General features: G+C 60.1%; 16 protein-coding genes. 7 read left to right on the plus strand and 9 right to left on the minus strand.

Annotated features, from left to right (window positions below; all coding sequences use genetic code 11):
* The first annotated feature begins 484 nt into the window (after positions 1 to 484).
* The 3 genes from EKD03_RS11205 to EKD03_RS11215 all read left to right on the plus strand — a co-directional run bounded on the left by EKD03_RS11205 (position 485) and on the right by EKD03_RS11215 (position 2,981).
* The gene (locus EKD03_RS11205; protein WP_129630606.1) at positions 485 to 1,411 is read left to right on the plus strand and encodes a PepSY domain-containing protein; all 927 of its coding nucleotides are present in this window, start codon (positions 485 to 487) and stop codon (positions 1,409 to 1,411) included.
* 90 nt (positions 1,412 to 1,501) lie between these two features.
* Positions 1,502 to 1,963, plus strand: a complete 462-nt coding sequence (locus EKD03_RS18430) for a hypothetical protein (protein WP_161569246.1) — start codon at positions 1,502 to 1,504, stop codon at positions 1,961 to 1,963.
* 247 nt (positions 1,964 to 2,210) lie between these two features.
* Positions 2,211 to 2,981, plus strand: coding sequence for a ferric reductase-like transmembrane domain-containing protein (locus EKD03_RS11215; protein ID WP_129630610.1), 771 nt, complete (start codon positions 2,211 to 2,213; stop codon positions 2,979 to 2,981).
* 77 nt (positions 2,982 to 3,058) lie between these two features.
* Here EKD03_RS11215 and EKD03_RS11220 read toward each other — a convergent pair whose 3' ends face one another.
* Positions 3,059 to 6,073, minus strand: a complete 3,015-nt coding sequence (locus EKD03_RS11220) for a transglycosylase domain-containing protein (RefSeq protein WP_238613495.1) — start codon at positions 6,071 to 6,073, stop codon at positions 3,059 to 3,061.
* A gap of 146 nt (positions 6,074 to 6,219) precedes the next feature.
* Here EKD03_RS11220 and EKD03_RS11225 point away from each other — a divergent pair, with 146 nt between their 5' ends.
* Both EKD03_RS11225 and EKD03_RS11230 read left to right on the plus strand, forming a co-directional pair.
* The gene (locus EKD03_RS11225; protein WP_129630612.1) at positions 6,220 to 8,121 is read left to right on the plus strand and encodes a serine/threonine-protein kinase; all 1,902 of its coding nucleotides are present in this window, start codon (positions 6,220 to 6,222) and stop codon (positions 8,119 to 8,121) included.
* Positions 8,122 to 8,189: 68 nt separating this feature from the next.
* The gene (locus tag EKD03_RS11230; RefSeq protein ID WP_129630614.1) at positions 8,190 to 11,711 is read left to right on the plus strand and encodes an AfsR/SARP family transcriptional regulator; all 3,522 of its coding nucleotides are present in this window, start codon (positions 8,190 to 8,192) and stop codon (positions 11,709 to 11,711) included.
* A gap of 115 nt (positions 11,712 to 11,826) precedes the next feature.
* On the opposite strand, the gene EKD03_RS11235 is transcribed toward EKD03_RS11230, so the two are convergent.
* Positions 11,827 to 12,048: a hypothetical protein gene (locus tag EKD03_RS11235; protein ID WP_129630616.1), complete on the minus strand. Its 222-nt coding sequence runs from the start codon at positions 12,046 to 12,048 to the stop codon at positions 11,827 to 11,829.
* A gap of 154 nt (positions 12,049 to 12,202) precedes the next feature.
* Between EKD03_RS11235 and leuB the strand changes: the two genes are divergently transcribed.
* Complete coding sequence (gene leuB, locus EKD03_RS11240) at positions 12,203 to 13,273, plus strand: 3-isopropylmalate dehydrogenase (RefSeq protein ID WP_129630618.1); 1,071 nt, start codon at positions 12,203 to 12,205, stop codon at positions 13,271 to 13,273.
* Between the two features lie 127 nt (positions 13,274 to 13,400).
* Here leuB and EKD03_RS11245 read toward each other — a convergent pair whose 3' ends face one another.
* The 5 genes from EKD03_RS11245 to phoU all read right to left on the minus strand — a co-directional run bounded on the left by EKD03_RS11245 (position 13,401) and on the right by phoU (position 20,779).
* Positions 13,401 to 13,691 carry a nucleotidyltransferase family protein gene (locus EKD03_RS11245; protein WP_129630620.1) on the minus strand — a complete coding sequence of 97 codons (291 nt, stop codon included), beginning with the start codon at positions 13,689 to 13,691 and terminating at the stop codon, positions 13,401 to 13,403.
* Positions 13,692 to 13,764: 73 nt separating this feature from the next.
* Positions 13,765 to 13,983: a Franean1_4349 family RiPP gene (locus EKD03_RS11250; RefSeq protein WP_129630622.1), complete on the minus strand. Its 219-nt coding sequence runs from the start codon at positions 13,981 to 13,983 to the stop codon at positions 13,765 to 13,767.
* 4 nt (positions 13,984 to 13,987) lie between these two features.
* Complete coding sequence (locus EKD03_RS11255) at positions 13,988 to 18,307, minus strand: adenylate/guanylate cyclase domain-containing protein (protein WP_129630624.1); 4,320 nt, start codon at positions 18,305 to 18,307, stop codon at positions 13,988 to 13,990.
* 92 nt (positions 18,308 to 18,399) lie between these two features.
* Complete coding sequence (locus EKD03_RS11260; RefSeq protein WP_129630626.1) at positions 18,400 to 20,052, minus strand: right-handed parallel beta-helix repeat-containing protein; 1,653 nt, start codon at positions 20,050 to 20,052, stop codon at positions 18,400 to 18,402.
* Between the two features lie 67 nt (positions 20,053 to 20,119).
* On the minus strand, positions 20,120 to 20,779 hold the full coding sequence (gene phoU / locus EKD03_RS11265) for a phosphate signaling complex protein PhoU (RefSeq protein ID WP_129630628.1): 660 nt from the start codon (positions 20,777 to 20,779) through the stop codon (positions 20,120 to 20,122).
* Positions 20,780 to 21,093: 314 nt separating this feature from the next.
* Here phoU and EKD03_RS11270 point away from each other — a divergent pair, with 314 nt between their 5' ends.
* Positions 21,094 to 21,807: a cysteine hydrolase family protein gene (locus EKD03_RS11270; protein ID WP_129630630.1), complete on the plus strand. Its 714-nt coding sequence runs from the start codon at positions 21,094 to 21,096 to the stop codon at positions 21,805 to 21,807.
* 3 nt (positions 21,808 to 21,810) lie between these two features.
* Here the strand turns inward: EKD03_RS11270 and EKD03_RS11275 are convergent, their stop codons facing one another.
* Together EKD03_RS11275 and EKD03_RS11280 are read right to left on the minus strand one after the other, a co-directional pair.
* On the minus strand, positions 21,811 to 23,412 hold the full coding sequence (locus EKD03_RS11275) for a response regulator (RefSeq protein WP_129630632.1): 1,602 nt from the start codon (positions 23,410 to 23,412) through the stop codon (positions 21,811 to 21,813).
* Positions 23,402 to 26,008, minus strand: a complete 2,607-nt coding sequence (locus EKD03_RS11280) for a response regulator (protein ID WP_129630634.1) — start codon at positions 26,006 to 26,008, stop codon at positions 23,402 to 23,404. Before EKD03_RS11280 ends, EKD03_RS11275 begins: the two co-directional genes overlap by 11 nt.
* Positions 26,009 to 26,014 lie beyond the last annotated feature (6 nt).

A 26,014-nucleotide genomic window follows, 5' to 3' on the forward strand; every position in this document is an offset into this window, starting at 1 on the left:
TAGACACTGAACGTATGCCCCGATCCGCTCATGTTTTCAAGTCCAACGTCCGACCACCATTAAGCATACACCTACCCTGTGCTCATCGGGTGGCTCTCTTTCTCGTTAGGGTTGCTATCTCATACGGTTAGTTACCCTTTGGTGTGAATTGTGCTTAGCGGGCGCATCACGATGCGCCCCTACGGATGGGGTATCGGGCATCCCAATGGCGTAGGGGCTTCGTCGCGACGCGCCCAGGGGTGGTGTGGCGTTGGCTTCGGCAAGCTCAGCCAACGCCAGCGCATCGTTGGCTGAGCCTGCCGAAGCCAACGGCGCATCCCAGGACTAACAAAACAATCTGCGCAATCTGCGCAATCTGCGTCATCTGCGGATAAAGCGTACCTCCCTCCAATCTTCAAAAGATCTCACACCCATTCCAAACAAATTCTAAGGAATGCCTGCTATCCTTAGCCCATCAGGTAAGGATACGACAGGAGCATTCCCGATGAATCAACGCAGCGCTCTACTGATTGCCGCCGCCCTCACCGCCTTTCTGCTCGTGCTTGCGGGGGGCTTGGCGAGTCGTCTATCGAGTAATGTTGGGGCCACCGATGTCACCCCAACGACCATAAGTACCCTCGAACCAACCGCACTGGTGAGCCTTGACCCGACGGTTGAGGCGCTGATCCAGCAGCGTGAGGCCGCCTACCAGCAGGCGCTTGATGAAGCCAATGCGCGCCTCAATGCGGCCAATGACCAGATTGCCCAGGCGAATGACCAGATTGGTACCTTGGAGCAGAGCCGCCAAGCGATTGCCGATCAAGCCTCGCAGTCTGTGGCGGTGGCGAGCCGCCCGGTGGTGGTGGCTCCGGTGGCGGCACCAACTGTGGTTGTGCCTCCCACCGCCGTACCGGCTCCAGCAGCCCCAACTTATGCGGTCTCTGCCGATCAGGCGCGTGATATTGCGCTGAGTGTGGCCGATGCTGGGGCAACCTTGGTGAAGGCACCCGAATTGGTGAGCTACCAGGGGGTTGCGGCTTATGAGGTGACGCTCGATAAGGGCGTGGTCTATGTGGATGCGCAGAGTGGCACGGTGCTGCTTAATCAGGCAGTTGCGCCTAAGCTGATCAGCCAAGAGCAGGCGACCCAGTCGGCTCAGGCATATATGGGCGGCGGAACTGTGCAGAGTGTGCAGTTGCAGCAGGATCAGGGCGGCGCACAGACTTATGTGGTCATCTTTAGCGATGGTAGCAAGATCTATGTTGATGCGCTGAATGGCCAGGTGGTGTATGCCGAGATCCGTACTCCGCCTGCGCCGCCTGCGCCGCAGTATGCAGATGATGATGATCACGAAGAGCGCGAGCACGAAGAGCGTGAGCACGAGGATGATCACGAAGAGCGCGAGCACGAAGAGCGCGAGCGCGACCACTAGTAGGGGCGAAGCATCGCCTACCATGGTGCGTGGGGAATACGAACAACACGGGCGGGCGATGCTTCGCCCCTATTGAAGGAGCATAGAACGATGGCACAGCAACGTAACCCCCGTGTGAAGGGTACACCTGGGATAAAGGCTCTGGTGACGACGACTGCGCTGGCGGCGACGATTGCTGGTTGGGCGACGTTGAGTTCCGGAACCACCAACATTCAGGCCGCAACCCTGCCAGAGGTCGTGGCAACCCCGACGACAGTACCGCCCCCGGCGTGGTTGTTGGAGGCTCCGCCGATTGCTGCGCCGCCACCAGTAGCGACGGTTCGCCCGGTGGGTGCGGCTCCGGTCATCACGCTGCCGCGTCAGGAACCGGTGGCTGCCGCCCCGGCGGCTGCGGCTCCGGCGGCTGCGGCTCCAGCCGCCCCCGCCGCCCCAGCGGCTCCACCAGCCCCGGCGTTGCGTGAGGCGGCCCCACCACCCGTACCGACGGCGCGGCCTGCTGTCCCGCCCCCGGCGGCTCCGGCTCCGGCAACCAATACGCGCTCGTCGCGCTAACACTTCCCACTGCTCTGGTATTGTAACAGTTCACACTTCTCCTAGCTTCCAGGTTTTGACGCCAAGACGCAGAGGCGCAAAGCCGACAACAAAACCTTTGCGTCCTTGCGCCTTTGCGTCAACACGAGGTTTCTTTTACCCCAAGTGTGAACAGTTACCAACCTTTGCGTCTTGGCGCCTTTGCATCAATATGTGGTTTCTGTTTACCCCAAGCGTGAATGGATACCAATACTGAAAGGATCGCTCGATGACCGAAGAGAAAGCCGCCCGCTTGGCAGCCATCCGCGCCGCGAAGGCGGCGGCCAAAACCGAGCCAGCCGCGATTGTTGCGCCGCCTCCGGACGCAGCGCCAATGGTTGATGAGGATCTGGCCGCGATGTCCTTCCCTACCCTGCTGCTGATGCTGTTGGCGGTTGGCGCAGGGGCGTTAGGGGCCGTGGTGCTCGTACCGCTATGGCTGCCCGGTCTGACGGCTTCGTTATTGAGTGCTGAGCCGAAAGCCTACTGGTATCTGGCGCGCAGTAGTGCCTTTGTCTCCTATGGCCTGCTATGGCTGGCGATGATCTTTGGCTTGCTGATGACCAGCCGCGCTGCGCGGCTCTGGCCGGGTGGGCCAGTCGCCTTCGATCTGCATCAGCATGCCAGTCTGCTCGGTTTGGCCTTTGCGCTCTTTCACGCACTTATTCTGCTCGGTGATAACTACATTCAGGCTGATCTGCGGCAACTGCTGGTGCCGTTTGCCTATACGAGCTATCAGCCGTTCTGGGTGGGTTTAGGGCAGGTGGTCTTCTATCTGATGCTGATCGTCAGCCTGAGTTTCTACCTCAAAGGGATCTTGGGGCGCACGGCATGGCGCGTCATCCATGTGCTCAGCTTCGCGCTGTTTGCCCTCGCACTGGCCCACGGGGTATGGAGTGGCAGCGATAGCAACACACTGTGGGCGCAGCAGTTGTATTGGGGCACCGGCGGGAGTGTGCTCTTCCTCACGCTCTATCGGGTGTTGGTGGCGCGACGGTAGGCGACGTAAGATGGTGCGGCGCAATCTACCGCCGCAAAATGGTGCGGCGGTAGATTGCGCCGCACCATCTTGCGGCGCTACCAACTATTTGGTGGTGGTGGAGGTGCCGGGAAGGGTAACGGATCGTTCGGGGGTGGTGTTGGCACCACCGGTTCCGCTGTGGGTAGAGCCGGGGCCGGAGCCGTGTCGGGGGCGCGAATCCCCAGCACCACCGTCGTCCCTGGTATGATCCAGTCGCCCGCTGCCGGTAAGGTACTTACCACCGCGTAGGGTACAAAGCGGTCATAGTCGCTGGGGATGCGCTCGCGGGTCTGGTAGTCCACATAGATCTGCCAACTGGGGATGCCCAGTGCTGCCAGGGCTTCCTTGGCTTGGTTCTCACCCAGACCTTTGAGGTTGGGCATGAGGATGGCCCCGGCTACGGGTGGTATGGGCACGGGTGGCTCGAACATGTCCGGGGTACATTCGGGTAGCCCGGAGAGGCTCATGCCGCCTGAGGCCGCCGATCCGCCGCTCCAGACGTAGCGCACCCGCTCATTCAGATCGGGCGGGGGAATCTTCCAGATGTAGATCGTTTTGCGCAGTCCGTCAGGGTAGGTTTGTCCGGCCACCGGACGACAGTAGTTGCCCTGGCTGAGCATACTCATATCGGCAACGCTATTGTTCTCATCGCTGCTGGGAACCTGGATCTGCAAGATGCCGTCGTCGCTCCATTCTTCTTCACTCGGAATACGCACCACATCGGCCTTGGTGAAGGCGCTACATGGGATTTGGATGCTGTTCAGGCGCGCATCCAACGCGGGGCCGGGGGCGAGGGTGTTGGTGGGGGTGATCAGTGCGGTGAGCATGGGTTTGGTGAAGAGTTCTTCGTTATAGCCCCCAAATGGCCCTGGAAGCGCACAGATTGGCCTGCGAATGATCGAGCCATCATCGGGTAGGCTGAAGCTGGTCGGCATCGCGGCTCCGTCAAAGGGTGCGGCGAAGAGTTGCTGGTAGCGCGGCTTTTCGGCGATCCAGACGAAGATCTCCTCCATCACATTGCGCCAGATGATCCCGCCGCCGGTGAGGCTCTCCACCTTTTCGGTCGGTTCGTTATTGTTGTTGCCCGTCCAGACCGCCACGGTGACAAATGGCGTGAATCCGGCTGCCCAGGCATCGCGCCAGTCGTTGGAGGTTCCGGTCTTGACCGCCGCTGGCAGGCTGAGTTGGAGCGGGCTGTTCAGCCCCCACACGGGTGCGCGGGCGCGGTCGTCGCTCATCATGTCGGTGATGATGGCGACGAGGCTCTTATCTACCACCTGCGGGCCGGGGCTGGGCGTGAAGTGTTCGAGAACCTCACCCGTTGCGTCGCTAATCTCTAGAATAGCGCTGGGGGCATAGTAGCGCCCACCACTGGCTAGTGTATTGTAGGCGGTGGTCAACTCCAGCGGCGTCACCTCGCCGCCTCCCAGCGTGAGCGAGAGGCCATAGAAGGACTCGCCACGCTTGAGGCCGCTCTTGATCCCTACGCGGTCAAGCAGATCGAGGGTGTTGCTAATGCCCGCCAGCTTCAGTGCCCGTACAGCGGGAATGTTGAGCGAGTTGGCGAGGGCATTGCGCATGCGCACCGGGCCATTAAACTTGGCGTTGTAGTTGAGCGGGGCGTACCATTCACCGCCACTCAGTGGGAACTCAGTGGGCACATCCCACAACACCGTTTCGGGGCTGATCCCCTGCTCCATCGCCGCCAAGTAGGTGAAGGGCTTGAGCGCCGAACCGGGCTGCCGCTCGCGGGTGGCCACATTCACTTGGCCATCAATCACATTGCCGCTCTCGCCGGGGGTGCGGGTCGTCTCGACCGCGTTATAGTCAATACTACCCACCATGGCCAAGATCTGGCCGGTGTTGGGCTGCATCACCACCACGGCTGCATTATGGATGTTGCGCGCCCGGATCTCGGCGATGCGCTCGGCGGCAGTGCGTTGCACCATCATTTGCAGATCGAGATCGAGGGTGGTGGTGATGCGCAAGCCACCGCCGGTAAGCACCGCCTGGCCGTACTGCTCCTGAACCAGATCACGCACATAGAAGACGAAGTGCGGCGCATTGAGCGGTACCTCCTGGGCTGCGAAACGTAGCGGTTGGCCGACCGCGATCCGCGCCTGATCGGCATTCACATAGCCATCCTCGACCATACGCCGCAGCACGGAAATCTGGCGCCAGCGCGGGGCACTCAGATTGGCGGGCAGTGGGTAGTCGGGTTGCTCCCAGCCCTCGCTCAGGTAGACACCGGGCAGGAAGCCGCCCTCAGCATCGCGTTCCAGATAGTTGATCGGGTTGTAGACACTGGGGAGTTGGGGCAACCCGGCCAAGAGCGAGGCTTGGTTGAGGGTTAGGTCTTTGGCTTGCACCCCAAAATAGACCTCGCTGGCCGCTTCGATACCATAGGCGAGGTTGCCATAGAAGTTCTCGTTCAGGTAGAGTTCGAGGATCGCCTCTTTGGTATAGAGCTTATCTAGCTCTTGGGCCAGCAGAATCTCTTTGACTTTGCGTTCGTAGCGTCGCTCTGGATCACGCTCTTCACCCGTCAGGACATAATTCTTGATCACCTGTTGGGTGATCGTCGAAGCCCCACCCGTCTCTTCACCCGCTTGCAGGCTGCTCATCGCGGTACGCACAATCCCGTTGAGGTCAATCCCCTGGTTGGTGAAGAAGGTCTTATCCTCAATCGCCACGGTGGCGTGGATCAACAGCGGCGAGATCTGATCAATACTGACGTTAGTGCGCTTACCAGCATCGAAGAACTCATAGAGCAGCGTGCCATTGCGGTCGAAGATGCGCGAGGTTTGGAAGAGATCGCGCTCATTGAGCGCATCGAGGCGCGGCTTGAGGCTGGCGGTCGTCTGCGCGTAGGCGCTATAGGCCGCTCCCAAGACGCCACTTATTATCAGGACAACCAAGAGCGTGAGTGCGACGAAGAGTTGGGCCAGAATGCGGGGCAGCCGAGCCGGTGGGCGCGGCTTGGGCCGCAACAGCCGAGGATAGGCGGGGCGGCGGGGTGTCGGGTGTCCGCCATAGGTGCGGCGGGTGAAGCGATCACGCGGTAGTGACATGCGAGTATGTGCGAGGGTCGGGTACAGGCTGCGCCTGACACCGACGATATCCGTATTGTTACACGAGAAGAGTATACCATGGCGGTATGTTACAATACCAATTGGTGCGGGTGTGAGGGTGTGAGCCTTAACGTTGAACGCCACCTATGCTGAATTCGCTCATCAATCAGCGCCTCGGTCGGTATGAGATCACTGCGCTCCTTGGTCGTGGTGGGATGGCGGCGGTCTATGCTGCGACCGACACGTTGCTCCAACGGGCGGTGGCGCTCAAGGTGCTCTACCCGCAGTATAGCGATGATCCGACGCTGATCGAGCGCTTTAGCCGCGAGGCGGTGATCGCTGCCAGTTTGGAGCATCCGCATATTGTCCCGGTCTATGATGTTGGCGAGCATGACGGAATGGCCTATATGGCTATGAAGTTGCTCCACGGCGAGACGCTTCAGGATCTTCTGCAACGGGCTGGTGCGTTACCCGCCGCCGAAATCTGCGCCCTGCTCCAGCCCGTCGCCGCTGCGCTCGACTACGCGCATTGTCGCGGCGTGGTTCACCGCGATATTAAGCCGGGGAATATCTTCCTCTGCGCGACCTCCGCCGGGCCACCCCAGGTGATGCTCACCGACTTTGGGATCGCTAAACGCCTCGACGCCCCCGGCCTGACGACCACCGGCTCACTGTTGGGCACCCCCGACTATATGGCCCCAGAGCAGATCGCTGGGCAACCAGTGGATGCGCGCACCGATGTGTATGCGTTGGGGATGCTCGTCTTTCGCGCTCTTACCGGGCGGCGCGCTTTTGAGGGCAGTACCCAGGATATCTTGCTGGCGCATCTCTACCAGATGCCGCCCGCGCCGAGTAGTGTCGTGTCGGGGCTTGATCCAGCTTTCGATCCGATTATTATGCGCGCGGTCGCTACCGATCCGGCCAACCGTTTCCCGACTGCCAGCGCCTTTGTGGCCGCCCTCGCGGCACTTGATGTGGGGCAATCCACGGCGGTGGGGGTTCCGCCATTGCTGCCAGCGGCTCCGGCACTGATCAACAGCGCCCCAACGCTGGGGAACGTGGTGCGGCCACTGGCCACTGCGGATTCATCCCCGTCACCCCAGATCCCCGTAACCCCCACACCACTCGCGGAGGTGCGGCACAGTAGCAATCTGCCCTGGATCATTGCGATCATCCTCGCGCTCTTGGCGGGTGGTTTGGCGGTGGCCATGGGGATGATCGTGGGAACACCGCCGAGGGCGGAGCCTTCGAGTGTGGCCGTGGTGGATACGCCGACGGCGAGCTTCACGCCCCAATCAACTCCCGTGCCAACCCTCGAACCGACCCCCGTACCGGCGGGTGTGCTTGAGCCGCCTAGCCCAAGCCCAAGTCCAATCCCTAGTGCGATGCCCACCACCACCCCGCTGCCCACGGCTGCGCCGGTAGTGGTGGTGGTGACGGCAACCCCCAGTATGACCTCTAGCTCCACGCCGATTCCGCCCACCGCGACCGCTACACTAACCCCAACCGCGAGCGCCACGCCCACGCCGACGGTGGATTGTACCGAGGGCATGCTTCAGGGCGGTTTTGGGCGGCTCTACCGCGAGGAGGTCAGCATCCGTACCCGTTTGGGTTGCCCCTTGGCGGGCGAACAGGGCGGCCATGCCGCGATCCAGTTCTTTGAACGCGGCACCATGTTCTATTGGGGACTCAACCCGACCAAGATGAAAGATACGATTGTCGTCTTCTATGGCTTGAATAACGGTGACTACACGTTGGTCCCGGCCACCGAAGCCGCTTCCTACCCCGATGTTACCCCAGAACCGACTCCAAACTACCCGGTGCGTGGCTTTGGCCGCGTTTATTTTGGCAAAGCGGGCGTGGCTGAGGCGTTGGGGAACTGGCGTAGCGCTGAGATTGAGTTGAAGGATACGAATCAGGGCGTGATCCAGTTCTTTGAAGGTGGCACCATGATCTTCACCCCAATCTACCAACAACCCGGTTCAGGCACCAAAGCCATCTTTATACTCTATACAGATGAGGGGTTTGAACGGTATAATGACCCATAGTCAGATAGCTCTGCGTGGGTAGTGCATGCCCGCCAACTACTAGGAATATTCCAGGGCAGAGACTTCTTATGACTGAGGTTGTTCAGCACAGCAGTGTGGCCGAGTCGCGAATGGCGCTCTTGCCACTCAAGTTCACCCCGCCGCCTATGCGCAGCGAGGTTCTATTACGCCCCGATCTCCATGCGTTACTGGCTGAGGTGCGCCTCCGTCCGGCAACTCTGGTGACGGCACCCGCCGGTTATGGGAAGACCACCCTTCTGACGCAGTGGGTGGCCGATTTGACGCTTACCGGGGCTGATGTCTGCTGGTTGAGCCTGGATAGTGGCGATAGTGCGCCCGCGCTTCTCTTGGCGTACCTGATCAACACCGTTCAGCGTCGTTTACCAGAGGTGGGTGTTGAGGCATGGCGCTTTTTGCAGAGTGCGGCCAATGTCACCCGTGATTGGCCATTGGTGGCGAGTGCGCTGCTGAGTGATCTCCAGAGCAGCCTAACAACCCCAACCTTTCTGGTGATTGACGACTTTCACCAGATTGCCGATGGGCCGATCACGGCGGCGCTGATCGGCTACTTGTTGCGCACCGCGCCACCCGCGCTGCATATCATTATCGCCTCGCGCCGCCCATTGAGTATGGCCCCCTTGCCACGGATGCGTGCTGAGGGCCAGTTGGTGGAGGTTGAACGGGCCGATCTCTCGCTTACTCATGCGGAAGTGGCCGACCTTTTGGCGCGGAATGGGGTTGAACTGGATGCGGTGGATCTGGAACTCTTGCTCAATCGCACTGAAGGCTGGGTGCTTAGCCTGCAACTTGCGGCTCGTGCCTTAGCTCGTCAAGCCCCGGAGCAGCATTCGGCCTACCTACACGCGCTCGACAACAACCAGCAACATCTCTTTGATTACCTCGCCTCCGAGGTGATGGCCGACCTTCCATCTGAACTGGTCGCTTTTCTTGCCCACGCCGCACTGGCGGCCCACATGGAGAGCGATGTCTTGGCGGAGGCATTGCCGATGCCAGATGCCGAGCAGATGTTGGGGCGCTGTGTCCAACTCGGCTTGCCGATCACGGTGGTCGAGACAAGCGAATGCCCCGTGCGCAACTACCGTCTGCACCCGCTTTGGCAGCGGCTGCTCCGTGAACGTGCCGTACAGATCTCCTCGCGTGAGGAGTTGGTGGCGCTGCATCAGCGCTATGGGCGCGCCTTTGAGCAACGCGGCAACCTTGAAGCCGCGATCAGCCACTACGTGCAGATCGAGGATCATGCGGCGATTGCGTATGCCATCCGTAGCCATGCCTGGCCGCTGATCAACACGCCCCAGCGCGAGAGCATCCGGGCTTGGATCGAGCATCTACCTACCGCGATCCGTGATCGTGATCCAGAGTTGCTGCATATGTGGGGCCAGAGCTTTGCGGTGACCAGCCGCAGGCAGGCGATGGAGTCGATCAGTCGGGCTGCCGAGATCTACCAGACGCAGGGCAACCCGCAGCGCGAATTGCGGGCACTCAGTGATATGGCGGCGCTCATCTTCTGGGAGGATCGGCCCACCGAGTTTGCCGCGATCTGTATTCGGGCGGTACGGGCTGCCAACCGCGACCGTGATGCATGGGCGCGGGGGGCGGCGCTGGCGAGTGTGGTGGCGCTGCTCTACAACCAGGGGCGCTATGCAGCGGCCTTGCGGGTTGCTACCCAAGCTGCCCGCCATCCGCGTGGCCTCTTTTGGCAGTGGCTCTTGGCCATGATCGTCAGTTCGATCCATATTGAACAGGGCTACCCGGCGGCGGCCTTGGCAACCATCACTGCTGCACTAGAAAGTCCGCAGATTGATCGTGATGATCGCATGCGCCAGAATCTGCTGCGCCTCCAAGCGATGGCACTCTATCTCCAGGGCCATTTGCAGGAGGCGACCGGGGTGGCGCTGGATGTGCATCGTCGTCTGGGCGATTTTACCAACGAGGGCGTGCTTGGGCGCAGTGCGCTCTTCTTGGCGTTGCTGATGTTCGATCAGGGCCGCACGGAAGAGGCCGCAACCTATTTGGCACGGGCAAGATCGGTCGCTAATCGGGTTGGTACGGGGGCGTTGCTGACGCGGGTGCAGGTACTCGATACTTACGCGCTTCTTAAGACGGAGCAGCCAACCCAGGCCGCAGCAGCAGCCTCGCACATGTTGCGCCGGATGCGGAGCAGTGCGGCTGAGACGGTCATCGAGCCACCATGGCATGATCATTCTGAAGATGCTGAATCGCCCTTCAATACCATGTCCACCCATGATCTCTGGATGCAGTTGCTCCTGTTGATTGGATTGGGTGAAGGTGGTGAACTGGATCGGGCGGCACTGCTGGCTGATGATATTGTCGCGGCGATGGCGGTACGTGGCGATGGTCTCTTCCTGGCGCTGGCGCGTTTCTACCGCGCCGCACTTAATCAACGCCGCAACGAGCTGAATATGGTTGATGAGGATATGCAGAATGGCTGGCAGATCTGCGATGAGTATGGCTTTGGCTATCTGCCCTTCCTCCCCGCCGCAACCATTGAGGTCGCAGCAGAACACAACCTGCGTCTCGGCATCGCCACCCGTGCGGTGGGGGATGTGTTGCGCCGTCATATGCCCACCGAAGCTCCGAACTTGCTCATGCGGATGTTAGAGACAGGGCCAGGCCCGAATGCACGGGTGCGCATTGCCCAGTTGCTCGGTGATGCCGGAGCGGCCTCGGCCTACCCGGCGCTGCGGGCGATGCTCAAGGATCGCCACGGGCCGGTGCGGCTGGCCGCCGAACAAGCGATTGAACGCCTCGTCTACCGTCCGGCCTATACGCTGCATATTCGTAGTTTAGGCGGCTTTGGCGTCTGGCGCGGTGATGTCGAGATCCGTGACCGGGATTGGCGGAGTATCAAGGCGCGCCAATTGCTCCAACTGCTCTTGGTCGAGCGGGGCCGTATGTTGCCCCGCGACCGCATCATGGATATGCTCTGGCCCGGCCTTGAGTCGGAGGCGGCGGCGAATAATCTGCGCGTTACTCTCTCGCGGCTGACCAAAGCGATTGAGCCTAATCGCCCTGAGGGTGCGCCGACCTACTATGTGGTGCAGCAGGGCGATACGTATGGCTTCAATATCGAGAGCGACCATAGCTATGATGCGGCTGATTTCTCGGCCCAAGTTGAACAGGCCCGTAGTACCTACCACCAAGGTCGGCACAATGAGTCCCTACCCCTCTACCAGCGTGCGGTGAGTCTCTATGGTGGTACCTTCCTCCCCGATTGTCTCTATGAGGATTGGTCGGTGGTGGAACGTGAACGCCTGAGTCTGCTCTTTACCGAAGCCTCAATCCGCTTAGGCAACCTGCTGCTCTATGATGGCCAACCCCATGAGGCGATTGGATTGGCGTGGCGGGTGCTGGAGTATGATCAGGCCCAGGAGGAGGCGTATCAATTACTGATGCGTGCGTATGGGGGCTTGGGCGAACGCAGCACGGCCCTGCGTCTCTATGCGCGCTGTGTGACGGCATTGGAGCAGGAGTTGGGGGTGGAGCCGCTGCCAGAGACGGTGGCGATCTACGCGCAGATCAAAGCCGGGGGTGATCTTTTGCGAACGTAGATCGTAGCAGGTAGCCGAGGACCAAAGAAGGAGTACGAGGGCAGGCGAAGGGGCGGGGATAGCATAGACCTGGGGATGAAATGGCTACCTGCTAACAATCACCACAACCATACATTCATTCAGCCGTTCGTGTCGGCTCGAAGGTAAATTCACGTGTACCACCATGGCCACTGAGGTGGTTGGAGATGAAGGTTACCGCCTGAGCAAGCTCGTTGATCTGCTGCTCAGCCCCACTGGCAACATGCTGGATGCGTCCGCGCCACTGGGGTGGCTCGGATCGTGATTCGTCCGAGACGACAATCCGTAAAAGAAACGACTCGATCCGTCGCGTTGCCATGGGTTTCCTCTTTAGGTACGGCTCGTTCTATACGCTACAGCGTAGTTGTTTCCTGTGTTCGCAGTATACCTAGTAAAAGTTACCCGTTCGTTACCACAAGAGATCGTGTGGTATCATCGGGCTGATATTCGGCTTGAACTGAGAGGTTGAGGACGTGGATTACACAATAACCGCCCTACCGGGCGATGGGATCGGCCCGGAAGTGGTGGCTGAGGCGATCAAGGTGCTGCATGCGGTGGGGGTGCGCTATGGGCACACCTTCACCATCCGTGAGGCGCTGATTGGTGGGATCGCGATTGATCAGACCGGTACCGCACTGCCTGAGGCGACGATTACGGCGTGCCAGGATTGTGATGCGGTTCTCCTAGGGGCGGTGGGTGGCCCGAAGTGGGATGACCCCAACGCCAAGGTGCGCCCCGAACAGGGTCTGCTCGGTATCCGTAAGGCGTTGGGGTTGTATGCCAACCTGCGCCCGGTGACGCTGCACCCCTTGTTGCTCGATGCCTCGCCGTTGCGCCCGGAGCGCCTGGTGGATGTGGATCTGCTCGTGGTGCGCGAACTGACCGGCGGGATCTATTTTGGTGAGAAGCGCCGCGACCATGATGCTCAGGGCGAGTGGGCCAGCGATCTGTGTGTCTATACTCAGGCTGAGGTGGAGCGGATTGTGCGCCTCGCGGCAGGCTTGGCCCGGCAGCGCCATGGCCATCTGACGTTGGTGGATAAGGCGAATGTGTTGGAGACGAGCCGCCTCTGGCGCAGTATTGCGACCCGCATTATGCACGAGGAGTTTAGCGACTTGCAGTATGACTGGATGTTGGTGGATGCGTGTGCGATGCACCTGCTGCGCCGCCCCAGCGATTTTGATGTGATTGTCACCGAGAATATGTTCGGCGACATCCTGACTGATGAGGCTTCGATGTTGGCGGGTTCGATGGGCATGTTGCCGAGTGCTTCGCTGGGTAGTGGCAAGATGGGCCTCTATGAGCCGATCCACGGCAGTGCGCCGGATATTGCTGGCCAGGGCAAGGCCAATCCGCTGGCGACTATCCTGAGTACGGCGCTGCTGCTGCGCTACTCGCTCGGCTTGGAGCAAGAGGCGCGGGCGGTTGAGGCGGCGGTGAGTGCGGTGCTTGAGGCCGGGATCGTGACCGGCGATATTACCCGTGGTGCGCAGCGTGCCCATAGTACGGTTGAGGTGGGTAGCGCGGTGGCGAGTCGGATCTAACTAATGGGGCTTTTGTGGCAACACCGGCTTCTAGCCGGTGTTGCCACAAAAGCCAAATCATCACGAGTATAGTCTTCGATTCGTTGAATGCAATCAATGATATGGCCAAGATAGGTGCGGTCATCAGTCATAATGCTACCGCTTCGCTCAGGACGCGATCACGGATACGCACATGCAGCCCGCGTTCAGTAATCACATCAACCTTGCACCCCAAGAGATCTTCAAGATCTTGCCAGAGGCCAATAAGATCGAGCAAGCTCCGGTCGTCGGCTAATGCAACAAGCAGATCAATATCACTCGCAGGTCCAGCCTCGCCACGGGCAACCGAGCCAAAGATGCGTAGGTTGGAAGCACCATATTGGGCTGCGATGGCGAAGATTTCGCTCCGTTTAGCACTGAGCAGTTCGCTATACTCCATTGCATCCTCCGGTGTTGAGAAAATCTTCTTTGGTGGTATTTGGTGGCGCAGCCGCCAAATACCACCAAAATGTCTAAATGAATCCTTTACCGGCGGTCTTGGTGATACGGACATCAAGGCTGCCGGCGAAGACCTTGAGGCTCTCGGCATCGAGCGCTTCGAGCGCCTCCAACTCTTCGGGGGTCAGATCGTAGCCTTTGCATGCCGCTTTGGCATTGTCAATGAGCTGCTGGCGGAACGCTGCGTCGGTGACGGCACGGCCAATGATCTGCTGGACGGCTTCTTGTGACATGGGGTTACTCCTGTCTCTGCTGGGTAGTACGGTACGCGATTAAGTGATGTAGTTCGGCGTTGGCTTCAATCCGGCGGAAGGTTTCTTCGGCTTGTATAAGATACGTCGTTGCCGCCGCCGGGTTGCAGGAACTCAGATAGGCACCATAGGCTGCCCACGTGCGGGCCAGTTCCAGGCGGCTCTGGATCTGGTGGAAGGTCTGTTCGGCGGCGAGGAAGTGTTCGTCTGCGGGGAGGTTCTGGGCGGCGGCGATCTGTCCGAGCAGACGGCGGGCTGTGCCGTAGTTGGCGCGGCTGCCGATCTGTTCGGCGAGCGTGGCGGCTTGGGTGGCCTGCGCCACCGCTGCGGTCAGCGCGGCGCTGCGCAGATCAGCCTCGGCGAGGGCGATGAGTGCCTCGACGAGGAGTTGGGGCGCTTGGATGCGCTCGCCAATCGCGTAGGCTTGTTGGGCCAGTTCGCGGGCCTCGGCTGGGCTGTTGAGCGCGTTGCGCATACTGGCGATCAGCGCGAGCGTATTGCCCTCCTGGTAGCTGCTATCGAGTTCGCGGTGCAATCCTAACGCGGTCTGGTAGTGGGTGAGGGCTTGGCTATATTCGCCCCGACTATCGGCAATAAACCCCAAGGTATCGTACACTTTGGCGATCCCATCACGGTCGCCCATCTCTTGAAACAGCGCCAGCGCCTCTTTGCAGGTATACTCGGCCTCAGCGTAGCGATCCAAGCGGCAGTAGGAATCGGCGAGGTTGAGCAGGACACTACTCAATACATACTTGGATTGCACCTTGCGGGCTAGTTCTTGGGCCTGCTCGTAGTGGCCAACAGCGCGTGCATAGTCGCTCTCCAACTGGGCCAGATAGCCCAGGTTGTTGTGGGAGCGGCTGCATCCGAAGAGGTCGTCAATCTCTTCTTGGGCGGCCAGCGCATTCTCAAAGTGGAAGCGCGCCTGATCATACTGGCCACGCATGGCGTGGATCGTGCCGATCTGGCGTTGCAGATCGGCCTCAATCCGCTCATCTTCGGCACTGCGGCGATTATTGCGGATCTTGGCCAGCCCGGTCTGACAGATACTCAGCGCCTGCTCATACTCACCGATGCGGAAGAGCACCATGCCCATATCGGCATAGATCGCCGAGAGCAGCAGGGGTGGTACGGTATTGAGCGCCTGTTGACAGAGCGACTCGGCTTGGCGCAACTTTTCCAACGCCTCGGCATAGCTGCCCTGCTTCTCCAGTGCATCGCCCCAGGAGCGCAGCACCTCGGCGGCGACGGCGGGCGGCAGGGGCGTGCCGGTATCCACGAGGAGTGCGGCATATTCACGCTGGGCCTGATCGTAGTTGCCTAGGGTGCAGAGGACATCGCCCATCGCCTCGCGGGCTTCCCACATCTGCGGGTCGTGTCGTTTGTCGCCGAGGGCTTCGAGTGCCCACTGGTAGAACTGGAGTGCCTGTTCGTTGGCGTAGTCATCGCGGGCGATATGGCCAGAGAGCAGCAAGTAGGGCACCGCACGGTCGGGGCGGTCGCTATTGCGGTAGTGGTGGGCCAGCAGGAAGATCGCATTCCCATTGGCGCGGGCGGCCCGGCTGAGGAGTGAACCATTGCGCCCGATCTGCACGAGGTATTCGCGGCTGGCATCGCCATACTCGGCACGTACCTGGGCCAACTCATGTGTGTACTGGTGCTCCAGGTATTCCCCGATGCGGCGATGCAACTCGCGCCGCCGGGAATAGAGCAGGCTCTGATAGATCACCTCCTGCATCAACCCGTGGCGGAAGAGGTGGATGTGATCAGGGAACTCGCGTTCGAGACGGGTCAGTTCTTGTGCATCAAGGTTCGCCAATTGGTTGAGCAGAACGCTCTGTTCCTCAAGGTAGACGGCACGCAGCACACTGATCGGGAACCGCTGGCCGATGACTGCGGCCACCCGCAGGAGGGCGCGGGCGCGTTCATTCAGGCGATCAATACGTGCTAGGAGCAGCCCGCTCAGGCTATCGGGGAGGGCATCGAGGGCCGTATTACTGCTGCGTAGGGCGTGGAGCAACTCTTCGAGGAAGAGTGGATTGCCACCCGCACGGGCAATGATCTGGTAGCGCAGATCATCACTCAAGGTATGATCGCGGGCGAGACTCGCCAGCAGACGAGCGCAATCGGCATCGGCGAGCCGCCCCAGATCCAATTCGTCGGCGGCATCCCCTTGGGGGCCACCGCCCCAGTTGAGTTCGCCGCGATGCAGTCCGAGGAGCATGATCGGCATGGAGTCCAGATTGGCGGCCAGGTACTGCCAGAGATCAAGCGAGACCTGATCGGCCCAGTGCAGGTTATCGAAGGTGATCAGCACCCCATGTTCAGTACGGGCCACCGTATGCACGAGGCTGGTGATGATCTCGAAGCGGCGCACTTGGCGTTGTTGGGGATCGAGCGCCCGGATGATCGCCGAGTCCCCAACCTCAATGCGTAGCAATTCAGCGAGAAGGGGCAACCAATCCTCAGCCGGGATATTGCTGGCTTCAAGTGCGCTGCTCAGGCGGGCGATACGAGTGGTGTGGTCATCAGTCGGTTCAACCCCACAGATGGTGCTCAGGAGATCGGCCCATGGCGTGTAGGGCGTATTGGTATTGAAGGAGAGGCAGCGCACATGGATGGTGTGCAGATGCGGATGATCATCGAAGAGTTCGCTCACCAGGCGGGTCTTGCCGATACCGGCCTCGCCACTTACCCGCACCACCCGACCGCTACCGGCGAGCATCTGGGCGACATGTTCGCGTAGCCAGATCAACTCCCGTTCGCGGCCCACCAGAGGTGTTCGCACCTCCAGTTGATCGGCATCCACGCCGCGCTCACCCACCAAGCGCAGGAGTTCGAGTGGTTCGGCTTTGCCCTTCACCGCAACATGCTGCGGATCTTCGCACTGCAAGGTATGGCTGATCAGCGTCGCGGTGGCAGCGGAACAGCGGATCTCGCCCCATGCCGTCTTGACCATCACGCGCGCAGCGACATTGACCGCATCGCCCATGACGGTATACTCTTTGCGTTCGGCGGTACCGACATTCCCGGCAAAGACATTGCCCGTATTGAGGCCAATCCGCAGGTGCAAGGGCGGGAACTGGCCGAGGACACTCTTGGTGAGATGTTCATGTTGCAGCGCGACCTGCATTGCCAGCGCCGCCCTGGCGGCGCGTTCAGCGTGATCTTCATAGGCAATTGGGGCACCGAAGATCGCCAACAGCTTATCGCCCTCATCGGCCAGATCGAGCTTATTCACAAACCCGCCATACTGCTGCACCGCAGCCTGAAGTGGCTGGAGGAAGGCATCCACCACTGCGGCGGCATGGTGGGCGGGGAGTTGCTCCACCAGATCACTCAAGCCGATCACCTGAGCGAAGAGCACCGTCACCGGACGCAGATCGGCCTCGATCACCGGGCGCTGCGGGTCGGCGAGGATACGCAGCATGAGACTAGGGGGCAAGTAGGGGCTAATCTGGTCAATCTGGCTCATGAGCCGGGTGATCGCCGCCATATCGAAGCTCGTGATCGGCTCATCCAGGGGAGCAGGCGTGATCGTTGGCGCACTCTGGAAGTGGTGGACGCGCACATAGCCGGGGTACACCTCTTCGCCCTGAGCCTCGGCAGCGACGATGGGCCAAGCGAGTGGGCCTAGCACCAGTTCGCCCCGACCGCCGTAGCCTTCGGCGAGGGCCACACAATTGACGGTATGGCCCATTGCGCTGTAGCGTAGGGCTTGGGGTTGGCCAGCGCTCACCAGGGCGATCCGCCCACGTTCGACACCGATGTGCATACTGAGGGGGAAGGTGCCGATACCCGGAACATGGCGTTGGAAGTCGCTCAGTTCATGCAGCAGATTCAGGGCGGTAGCGGTTGCAACTTGGGTATGGTTGGCACCCTCAAAGAGCACCAGCAGCGCATCACCGCCGAAGGTGATCAGATCGCCCCCGGCGCGCTGGATACTGCGGATCATCGTGCCGAAGTAGGAGTTGAGCGTATCGGTGACAATCTCGGTACCCTCGCGGCCCAGGGTCGAGAGGCGTTCGGCGAGCGCAGTTGAGCCGCTCACATCGGCAAAGAGCAGCGTGCCCTCAACCCATTCGAGCCAGGGTTGCGCACACTGATCGTGGAGTTGGTGTTGGAGCAGACGACGGGGCAGGTAGGTCGTCAGGGCATAGCGCACACTCGCCAGATGGGCCACCGCAGCGAAGAAATCCTGGTCGCGGGCGGCACCACTGAGCAACCGATCCGCCAGATCAGCACCGAGGTAGCGGCGCAAGACATCGGGTGAAGGGGAAGTCGTGATGTGGGCATTCTCAGGCATCAGGCAACTTCCTCAGGGTCGAAGCATTGCCCACCAACCCAGTTCGTGTTCCCCAGAACCTATGGTGCGCGATGCTTCGCTGTTATAGGTGATTAATGGGGCGGGGCGCAGGCAGGCGCTTCAGTCAGCCAGGGGGCAAAGAGGATATTACTGCCCACCGAATCGCCGCGACCCTCTGGGTTGGCATCGGGTTCATAGGGGCCAGAGGAATCGCCCCACCAGTTGTTGCGCATATCGAGCAGCACTTCGCTGGTCGCCCCCCGGCCCAGGCCATATTTGAGATAGACCGGTTCGATGGGTGGAACGTGCTCATCAAGCAGGTTATTGATCACATTCAGTTGCCCGAAGGTCGGCACACCATTCGGCGCGACCTGAATGGTCTGGGTGCGTAGCCCAAAGCCGAGGCCATCACCAATCAGGGTATTACAGGTGACATTCCCCTGGATCGGGCCATTGGTGAGCAGTTGCAGATTGGGCGTCCCACCGCGTACCAGATTGCCAGCAAGATCGAGCAACAGGGCACTAAAGGTACTCTGGTTCGCGATCCGCACCATGGGCGCACCATCGCTCAGCCGGTTCCCGGCGATGCGGTTGCGGTGCAGGGTGACATTGGTACCCAGGCTATAGCTGGCATCAAGCGCAGCACCAAACGGCACATCATTCCCGGCGATCTCGCTATCCTTGATCTCCAACTGGGAGTCATTCACCAACACCCCGCCGCCATTCTCGGTGATGCGCGTGTTGCGCAAGGTCAGGCTGCCCGACTCAACCGCCATCAGCGTACCGCCCGCTCCCCCGCCACTAATCTGGGTATACTCCATCACAAGGTAGCTACCGGGGCGACCGAAGATACCACTCCAGCGGGCGCGGGTAGTACCAACAAAGCGTACCGGTTGTTGCGCCGTCCCCATCACCAACAGGCGACCGCCATCAACATAAATTGAGACCCCTGGATCGAGGCGCACCTCAACCCCCGGCTCGATCACCAGTTCAGCGCCGGGCGGGATCTGAACATCGCGACGTAGCGTAATCGGGCTTTGCCCAGTTTGCCAGTGGACATCCCCGCGCACCACATCAGCCGGGATGGCTGTGGGCAGCACCGATGTGGGCGTGCGGGTGGGTGGTGGCTCCTTGGGATCGGCGGGGATGGGCGTATTGGCGGGAGCGTCGGCGGCGACCACCGAATGGGTAGGGGTGGGCGGATTGGTCGGCAGTGGCGGGCTTGTCGGTTGAACCACCCGAGTCGGCGCAGGTGCCTGGGTTGGCACCGGCAGAACCGTCGGGCTAGGTCGCAGCGTCGGCTGGGTTGGCGGTGTTCCTTCGGGTTCCACAATGGGGTACGCGCTGGTGCTACTCGTTGGCGACTCGAGAGCGTTGGAGGTGGCGAGGGCCGCATTCGTGGTTGCATCCAACCCTGGGTAAGCACTGACCGTTGCACTGGGATTGACCGGGCTGGGATTGACCGGGCTAGGATTGACCGGGCTAGGATAGACCAGATCAGTTGATGTGGGGGTAAGCCCCGCCATTCCTGGATCGGTGGGCGTAATCAGGGCGACACTCGACGGTTCCAGCCCACCGGACGTACTCGTTGGCGGGATCGGTGGGGTACTCAGATTAGGGGTGAAGAAGAAGGTCAGTCCCAATGAGAAGAAGAGAAAGACCAGCGCACCGATCAAGATCAACCGTTCGCGGCCGATATGTGGGGTGGAGGATGGATTTGGTGGTGGCGTCTCTTCATCAGACACGGGGACTTTCCTTTGTCCGGCTGAGCTTCCGGGAAGCTTCAAGCTTCTCGGAAGCTAGGAGGTTGCCTTAATTCAGATCCTCAACACTATTGGTAGACAAAAAGATCACCCGCTCACCAATGTTTGTGGCTCGGTCAGCGGTACGTTCGAGGGCGTGGATGGCATCAAGCATATCAATTGCGGCTTCGACCTTGTCTGGATCAGCCTTGACGAGGCCGATAATCTCACTACGCAGTTGATCTTCGAGTTCATCAACCCGTTCATCGCTCTGCGCCAGACTGTGAGCGAGGGCCACATCCTGACGGATGAAGGCTTCGAGGCTGGTATTGAGCATTTGGATGGCCAACGTAGCCATCTCCTTGATCGCCGGGGGTGGCGTGACTAGCACCGGACGACGGGTTGCACGGCGGACGCGGCGGGCAATAATATTGGCATAATCGCCAATCCGCTCCAACTCGCTCGCAATTGCGTTGGCGACGGTGATGAGCCGCAGATCGCTGGCGACAATCGGCTGCTGGGTGGCCAGCAGATGGATAGTGCGTTCTTCTAACGAACGCCAGACCTCGTCGATCTGCGCATCATCGTGGATGATTTGCGTGGCTATCGTCGAGTCCCACGTATCTAGGCTGGTGATGGCCCGCAGCAGGGCTTGTTCGACCATGCTGCCCATACGCAGCAGGTCTTCGCGTAGGCTGCTGATCTGCCGGGTGTAGCGCTCGCGCACCATGGGCGTTGCTCCTCAAACTCAACGAGAAGTATGCCCATAGGATAGCACATTTTCTGTGCTTCCGGGAAGCTTCAAGCTTCCCAGAAGTAGGGCATGCGCAAAGTCACCTCCGGTGGGGTTCGGGGGGTGGCGACGCCGCCCCGAAGATCTTTGGTGGTGTGTTTTGGCGGCGAAGCCACCAAAACACGCCACCAATTGGGGCCTGGGGCTTGCCCCAACAACGTTGCATATGCCCCGAAATAGGAACTTGACAACCACCGTTGGGGGATTTATAATTAGTGTCAATAATACACTAAAATCAATCGGAGGCTCCTATGACCCGCGAACTCAACCTCTGCCGCACCGCGCTACCCTTCTTGGCCTACGTGGATGCTTGGTACGCCAACTTGCCCGCCGGGGATCTGGCTACTCTGGTTGGCGATCAGCCGGAGCGGGTGGCGATCTTCTCGATTGATCTGATCAACGGCTTCTGCACGATTGGGCCATTGGCTGGGCCACGTGTCGCGGCGCTGATTCCCGGCGTGGTTGATCTCTTCACCCGCGCCTATGCGTTGGGGGTGCGTAACTTTGTTCTCACTCAGGATACCCACGATCCGCAGGCACCGGAGTTTGCCTGTTACCCCCCACACTGCCTCGCCGGAACCCCGGAGAGTGCGACGGTCGCTGAGTTAGCCGCGTTACCCTTTGCGGATCAGATCACCACGATTGCCAAGAACTCGCTCAGTTCGCACCTCGGCACAACCCTTGGCGCATGGATGGCGGCGCATTCAGCGGTAGATACCTTTGTGGTGGTGGGGGATTGTACCGATCTGTGTGTCTTTAGTGCGGCTATGCACCTGCGCCTAGAGGCGAATGCGCTCAACCTCCAGCGGCGGGTGATCGTTGCAGCCGCAGTGGTAGACACCTTTGATACGCCGGTGGAGGTGGCGCAGCAGTTGGGGATCATGGCGCATGATGGTGATCTGCACCATGCGCTCTTCCTGCACTCGATGGCCCAGAACGGGGTTGAGGTAGTGGCGAGCCTGTAGGCGCTACTCCTCAATAATGAAGATACTCCCCGGCATGTGTTTGGCGCGTTTTTTTGGATCGACTGAGCGCTGGGCGACTTCGCCGGGGTGGCTGGGGTGGCGCAGGCGCGAACTGACCGCAATGATCGAGATGCTCACGAGCGGGTAGATGCTAGGATGGCCCTGGCGGTCGTGGCCACTGATATAGCCGCGTTGGCGTGCCTCGCGGTCGTAGAAGAGCGGGGCTGTGGTATCGAAACGAGTGATAGCGTTGTGGCAGATCGTCTCAAGCCGATCAAGGCTGGTGATCACCACAAAATCATCACCGCCAATATGGCCAACAAAATCGTCGGGGTTGCCAAACTCGCGCACGGCATCGAGCAGGATCTGGGCGGTGCGTTGGATCACCGCATCGCCCTTGAGGAAGCCGTAGGTGTCGTTATAGGCTTTGAAGTTGTCCAGATCGCAATAACAGACGGCAAAAGGAGGATCGCGCTGCTCAATCCGTTGGCTAATCGCACGTTCGATGGCGATATTCCCCGGTAGGCGGGTGGAGGGATTCGCGCCACCTTCGCGTTCACTGCGGCGCATCGCGGCTTGGACGCGCGCATTCAATTCAACATCGCTAAAGGGTTTGGTGATGTAATCATCGGCTCCAAGCTGCAATCCGCGTACCTTGTCGGCAGGTGAATTGATCGCCGACAGCAGAATGATCGGGGTGAGTTGGGTTTCGGGTTGGACACGCAAACCGCCTAGCACCGTAAAGCCATCTATATCGGGCAGCAACAGATCGAGCAGTATGAGATCAAACTGCTGCTTGCGCACAATCCGCAACGCCTCGGCACCACTACTCACCACCGTCGTCATGTAGCCTTCGCTAGAGAACTGCGCGGCGATCAGGTAGGCGATGTCGGGTTCATCCTCAACGATCAGGATGTGGGGCATACTATGGCGATGGTTACAGGTGAGGTGAAGACAGATCTCGATCTGTTCGAGGAGCCAGGTATCATCGTTGCTTGGTCTAGTGGCCGTATCAGGCAGCAAGATGAGCGGGATCATCTTGGTTTCGGGATCTTCGTTGAGGATCTGGCCGATCAGATTAGCTTGGGCATCCAGATGCGGATCGAGAATGATGATCCCCGGTCGTACTTGGCGCGCCAGATCGATCCCGGCGCTGGTCTCGTTGGCCCAGATCAGGTGGTGCCCGCGCACCTCTAGCTCCATGATCAGGTTCGCAGAGATGCTGGTCGGGTTCATGATCAGGAGCAGATTCTGGTGCTGTGAGGGCTGGTTAGGGGTCGCAAGCGGGCCATGGTAGTGGGTCGCAACCGGGCTGCGCTGTGTTGCTGGCGGCTGTACCGGGTTGGTTGGGCTATGCGTCTTGCCGATCATCCCCGTTGGCAACTCGATGCGGACGTGGCTATCCACGATCTGCGCGTGGGTCAGAATCTGATCACAAGCGAGGCGGAGACGTTCAATATTGCGCTCAATGGTTGCCAAGAGCAGGAGCGCACGCTGCTCATCTTCGCGTGAGCGGCGCAATAAGCCTACCGCCCCTTGGAGTGCCGTAAGCGGTGAGATCAGCGTATGGACAAAACGATCTAGATCGACCGAGCTAGAGTTCATGGTGGTCCTCGTCGGGCATCCGAGGCGACATCACCATACTGATTAGCCGCTCGTAGGTGATTGGCTTTTCCAGATAGCCGTCGGCTCCCAGACGCAGTACCTGTGACTGAAGCGACTCGCCAAGGTCATTGGCGGTCAGGATGATCACTCGTGTCATTGCCGTCAGCGGATTCTCCTTGATCCGGCGCAGGACTTCGGTACCATCAATACCGGGCATCTTGATATCGAGCAGAACCACATCGGGGCGGGCCTGCTCAATGATCGTCAGAGCGGTCAGGCCATCAGCCACATTGGTGACGCGCAAGCCGTGGCGTTGGAGCAGCCGCACCAGCACCGGGCGCACATAGCGGTCATCATCGACCACAAGAACATGCAATTGTCGGGTGGCAACCACTGCCAACGCCTCTTGGATGATCTGATCACCATGGGTGGAGATGCCAGGGGCGACCGGCAGGGTGAAGGAGAAGGTACTACCGTGGCCGAGGTTACTCTCTAACCAGATCCGCCCGCCCTGTTCTTCCACCAGCGCCTTGGAGATCGAGAGGCCCAGCCCTGTCCCACCCACATCACGGGTGGCCGAGCTATCAATCTGCACGAACTTATGGAAGATCCGCTCCTGATTCGCAAGATCAATCCCGCGCCCCCAGTCGCGTACCGAGAAATAGACCATACTCCCATCGGTGCGCGCACTGAGCAGAACCGACTGGCCACTGGATGAGAACTTGATCGCATTAGAGAGCAGATTGATCAGGATTTGGGTCGAGCGGTCATGATCGGCGAGAACACTGGGTATCCCAGGTTGCAGGTCAATATCAATACTAATCCCGCGATGATTCGCAAAGGCGTGCATCTCGGCGGCGGCAGCGCGACAGAGTTCATCCACGGACAGGGTTTCACGGCGCAGTTCGATGCGGCCCTGTTCAATCTTGGCCACATCAAGAATATCATTGATCAGCCGGATCAGCCGTTCGGTATTATTGAGCGAGACGCTGAGCAGATCGCGGGCACGTTGTGGTAAGCCCTCGCTGCCGGTGCGTTTTGGCCCTAACACCAGTTGCAGGGCACCCTGGATGCTCGTCAGCGGTGTGCGCAATTCATGCGAGACATTCGAGACAAACTCACTCTTCATGCGTTCCACCTCGCGTTCGCGGGTGATGTCGCGGAAGACCAAGATCCGCCCCAGGTAGCGGTCGTGTACATCCATAACGGGGGCCGAGAAGCATTGCAGCAGGCGTGGTTCGGGGCGGACGATACGGAACTCGGCGACCACGCGCTCGGTAGGCGAGCGCAACAGTTGGCGTAGCCAGCCATGGAAGCGTGGCGGGTCTTCAAAGATCCGATTGAAGATGACACTCAGTTGGTCGAGATCCTTCTCTTGCAACTCGCGCTCCGCGATCCCAAAGAAGAAGCGCGCCCGCCGGTTGATGATCATGACCCGGCGGCGCTCATCGAGCATCAGGATGGCATCATTAGTTGCATCAACCACAGCGCTGGTGCGTTCTTGATCGTTGCGGGTCTGGGCAAAGAGGCGCGCATTCTCTATCGCCACCGCTGTCTGGCGGGCCAGAATATGGAGGATCTGGGACTGATACTGGTTGATCGAGGTATGATCATTCGTCACCACCTGCAACACCCCGGTGAGCCAGCCGCCGGCCAGCAGTGGCACACTGATCAACTGGGCCACTCCTAGATGACACTGGAAGCCTTGCAGATCGCTACTACTACTCACCAAGACCTGGCCTTGGTTGGCGGCCTTGCGGGCCTCGGCGATGCTGGTGGGGAGGAGCGCCGCTTGCCAGAGGGTGATGAGGTCGCTATGCTGGCCATGCTGGCTACTCACCAAGGCCGAGGCGACCTCCAGATCCTCCGATTCATCGTTATAGAGCAGGATGGCCCCGGCGGCGAGGTTCAATGCATTGAGGATCTGATTCAGGATCGCATTGAGCATTTGGTCAATGACATTACTGTAAAGCAGGCCGATATCGGTAACGGCATTGACCGCTGCGAGAATGCGGTTAGAGTGGCTCAGGTTGGTATCGTGCCAGATCGCTTCAGCGCGGGCGATGCGATCCAGCGCCCGACAGGCATCGCTCACCAGATTCAGCAAGGCGGCGTGTTGGGTGGATGCGAGTGGCCCTTTGGTATGGGCGACGATCAGCAGAGCGTGGGGTTGGGGCGGGATCGTTACTGGCAATATCAGCCATGGCCCACTCGTGCACATACTTGTGGCGAGGGTGGCCCATTCTGGCGAACGCTCATCGGCTACCAGCGCACCACGAACATCAAGCATGGCCACGATGTGGGGGGCGAGTTCAATTTCGGTGTGGGCACCAGCAGGGAGATGGAATTCCGCTGTGCGCCGCAGCCGCTCGGATGTTGATGTAGAGGCAAAGATCGCATTCGGCATGCCGGTGAGTGCATACACCCCATGGACGAGCAGATCGAGAATTTCGCTGCGGTTGGTAGCGCAGGCAAATTGACGACTGGACGCATAGAGTGTGCGGAGGGCGGCTGATTCGAGGATGTCGAGGCTAGCGACCCATTCAGGGTCGCCACCCCCACACCCCTCTGATGGGCTACGTGGTGGAATGATCATGGTAGG

This window comes from Candidatus Oscillochloris fontis, from assembly GCF_004138135.1.
Classification (GTDB): Bacteria; Chloroflexota; Chloroflexia; order Chloroflexales; family Chloroflexaceae; genus Oscillochloris; species Oscillochloris fontis.

Excerpts from the sequence above, each read along its gene's own strand:
- EKD03_RS11205 (WP_129630606.1), top strand. The coding sequence starts at position 485 with ATGAATCAACGCAGCGCTCTACTGATTGCCGCCGCCCTCACCGCCTTT.
- EKD03_RS18430 (WP_161569246.1), top strand. The coding sequence starts at position 1,502 with ATGGCACAGCAACGTAACCCCCGTGTGAAGGGTACACCTGGGATAAAG.
- EKD03_RS11215 (WP_129630610.1), top strand. The coding sequence starts at position 2,211 with ATGACCGAAGAGAAAGCCGCCCGCTTGGCAGCCATCCGCGCCGCGAAG.
- EKD03_RS11220 (WP_238613495.1), bottom strand. The coding sequence starts at position 6,073 with ATGTCACTACCGCGTGATCGCTTCACCCGCCGCACCTATGGCGGACAC.
- EKD03_RS11225 (WP_129630612.1), top strand. The coding sequence starts at position 6,220 with ATGCTGAATTCGCTCATCAATCAGCGCCTCGGTCGGTATGAGATCACT.
- EKD03_RS11230 (WP_129630614.1), top strand. The coding sequence starts at position 8,190 with ATGACTGAGGTTGTTCAGCACAGCAGTGTGGCCGAGTCGCGAATGGCG.
- EKD03_RS11235 (WP_129630616.1), bottom strand. The coding sequence starts at position 12,048 with ATGGCAACGCGACGGATCGAGTCGTTTCTTTTACGGATTGTCGTCTCG.
- EKD03_RS11245 (WP_129630620.1), bottom strand. The coding sequence starts at position 13,691 with ATGGAGTATAGCGAACTGCTCAGTGCTAAACGGAGCGAAATCTTCGCC.
- EKD03_RS11250 (WP_129630622.1), bottom strand. The coding sequence starts at position 13,983 with ATGTCACAAGAAGCCGTCCAGCAGATCATTGGCCGTGCCGTCACCGAC.
- EKD03_RS11255 (WP_129630624.1), bottom strand. The coding sequence starts at position 18,307 with ATGCCTGAGAATGCCCACATCACGACTTCCCCTTCACCCGATGTCTTG.
- phoU (WP_129630628.1), bottom strand. The coding sequence starts at position 20,779 with ATGGTGCGCGAGCGCTACACCCGGCAGATCAGCAGCCTACGCGAAGAC.
- EKD03_RS11270 (WP_129630630.1), top strand. The coding sequence starts at position 21,094 with ATGACCCGCGAACTCAACCTCTGCCGCACCGCGCTACCCTTCTTGGCC.
- EKD03_RS11275 (WP_129630632.1), bottom strand. The coding sequence starts at position 23,412 with ATGAACTCTAGCTCGGTCGATCTAGATCGTTTTGTCCATACGCTGATC.
- EKD03_RS11280 (WP_129630634.1), bottom strand. The coding sequence starts at position 26,008 with ATGATCATTCCACCACGTAGCCCATCAGAGGGGTGTGGGGGTGGCGAC.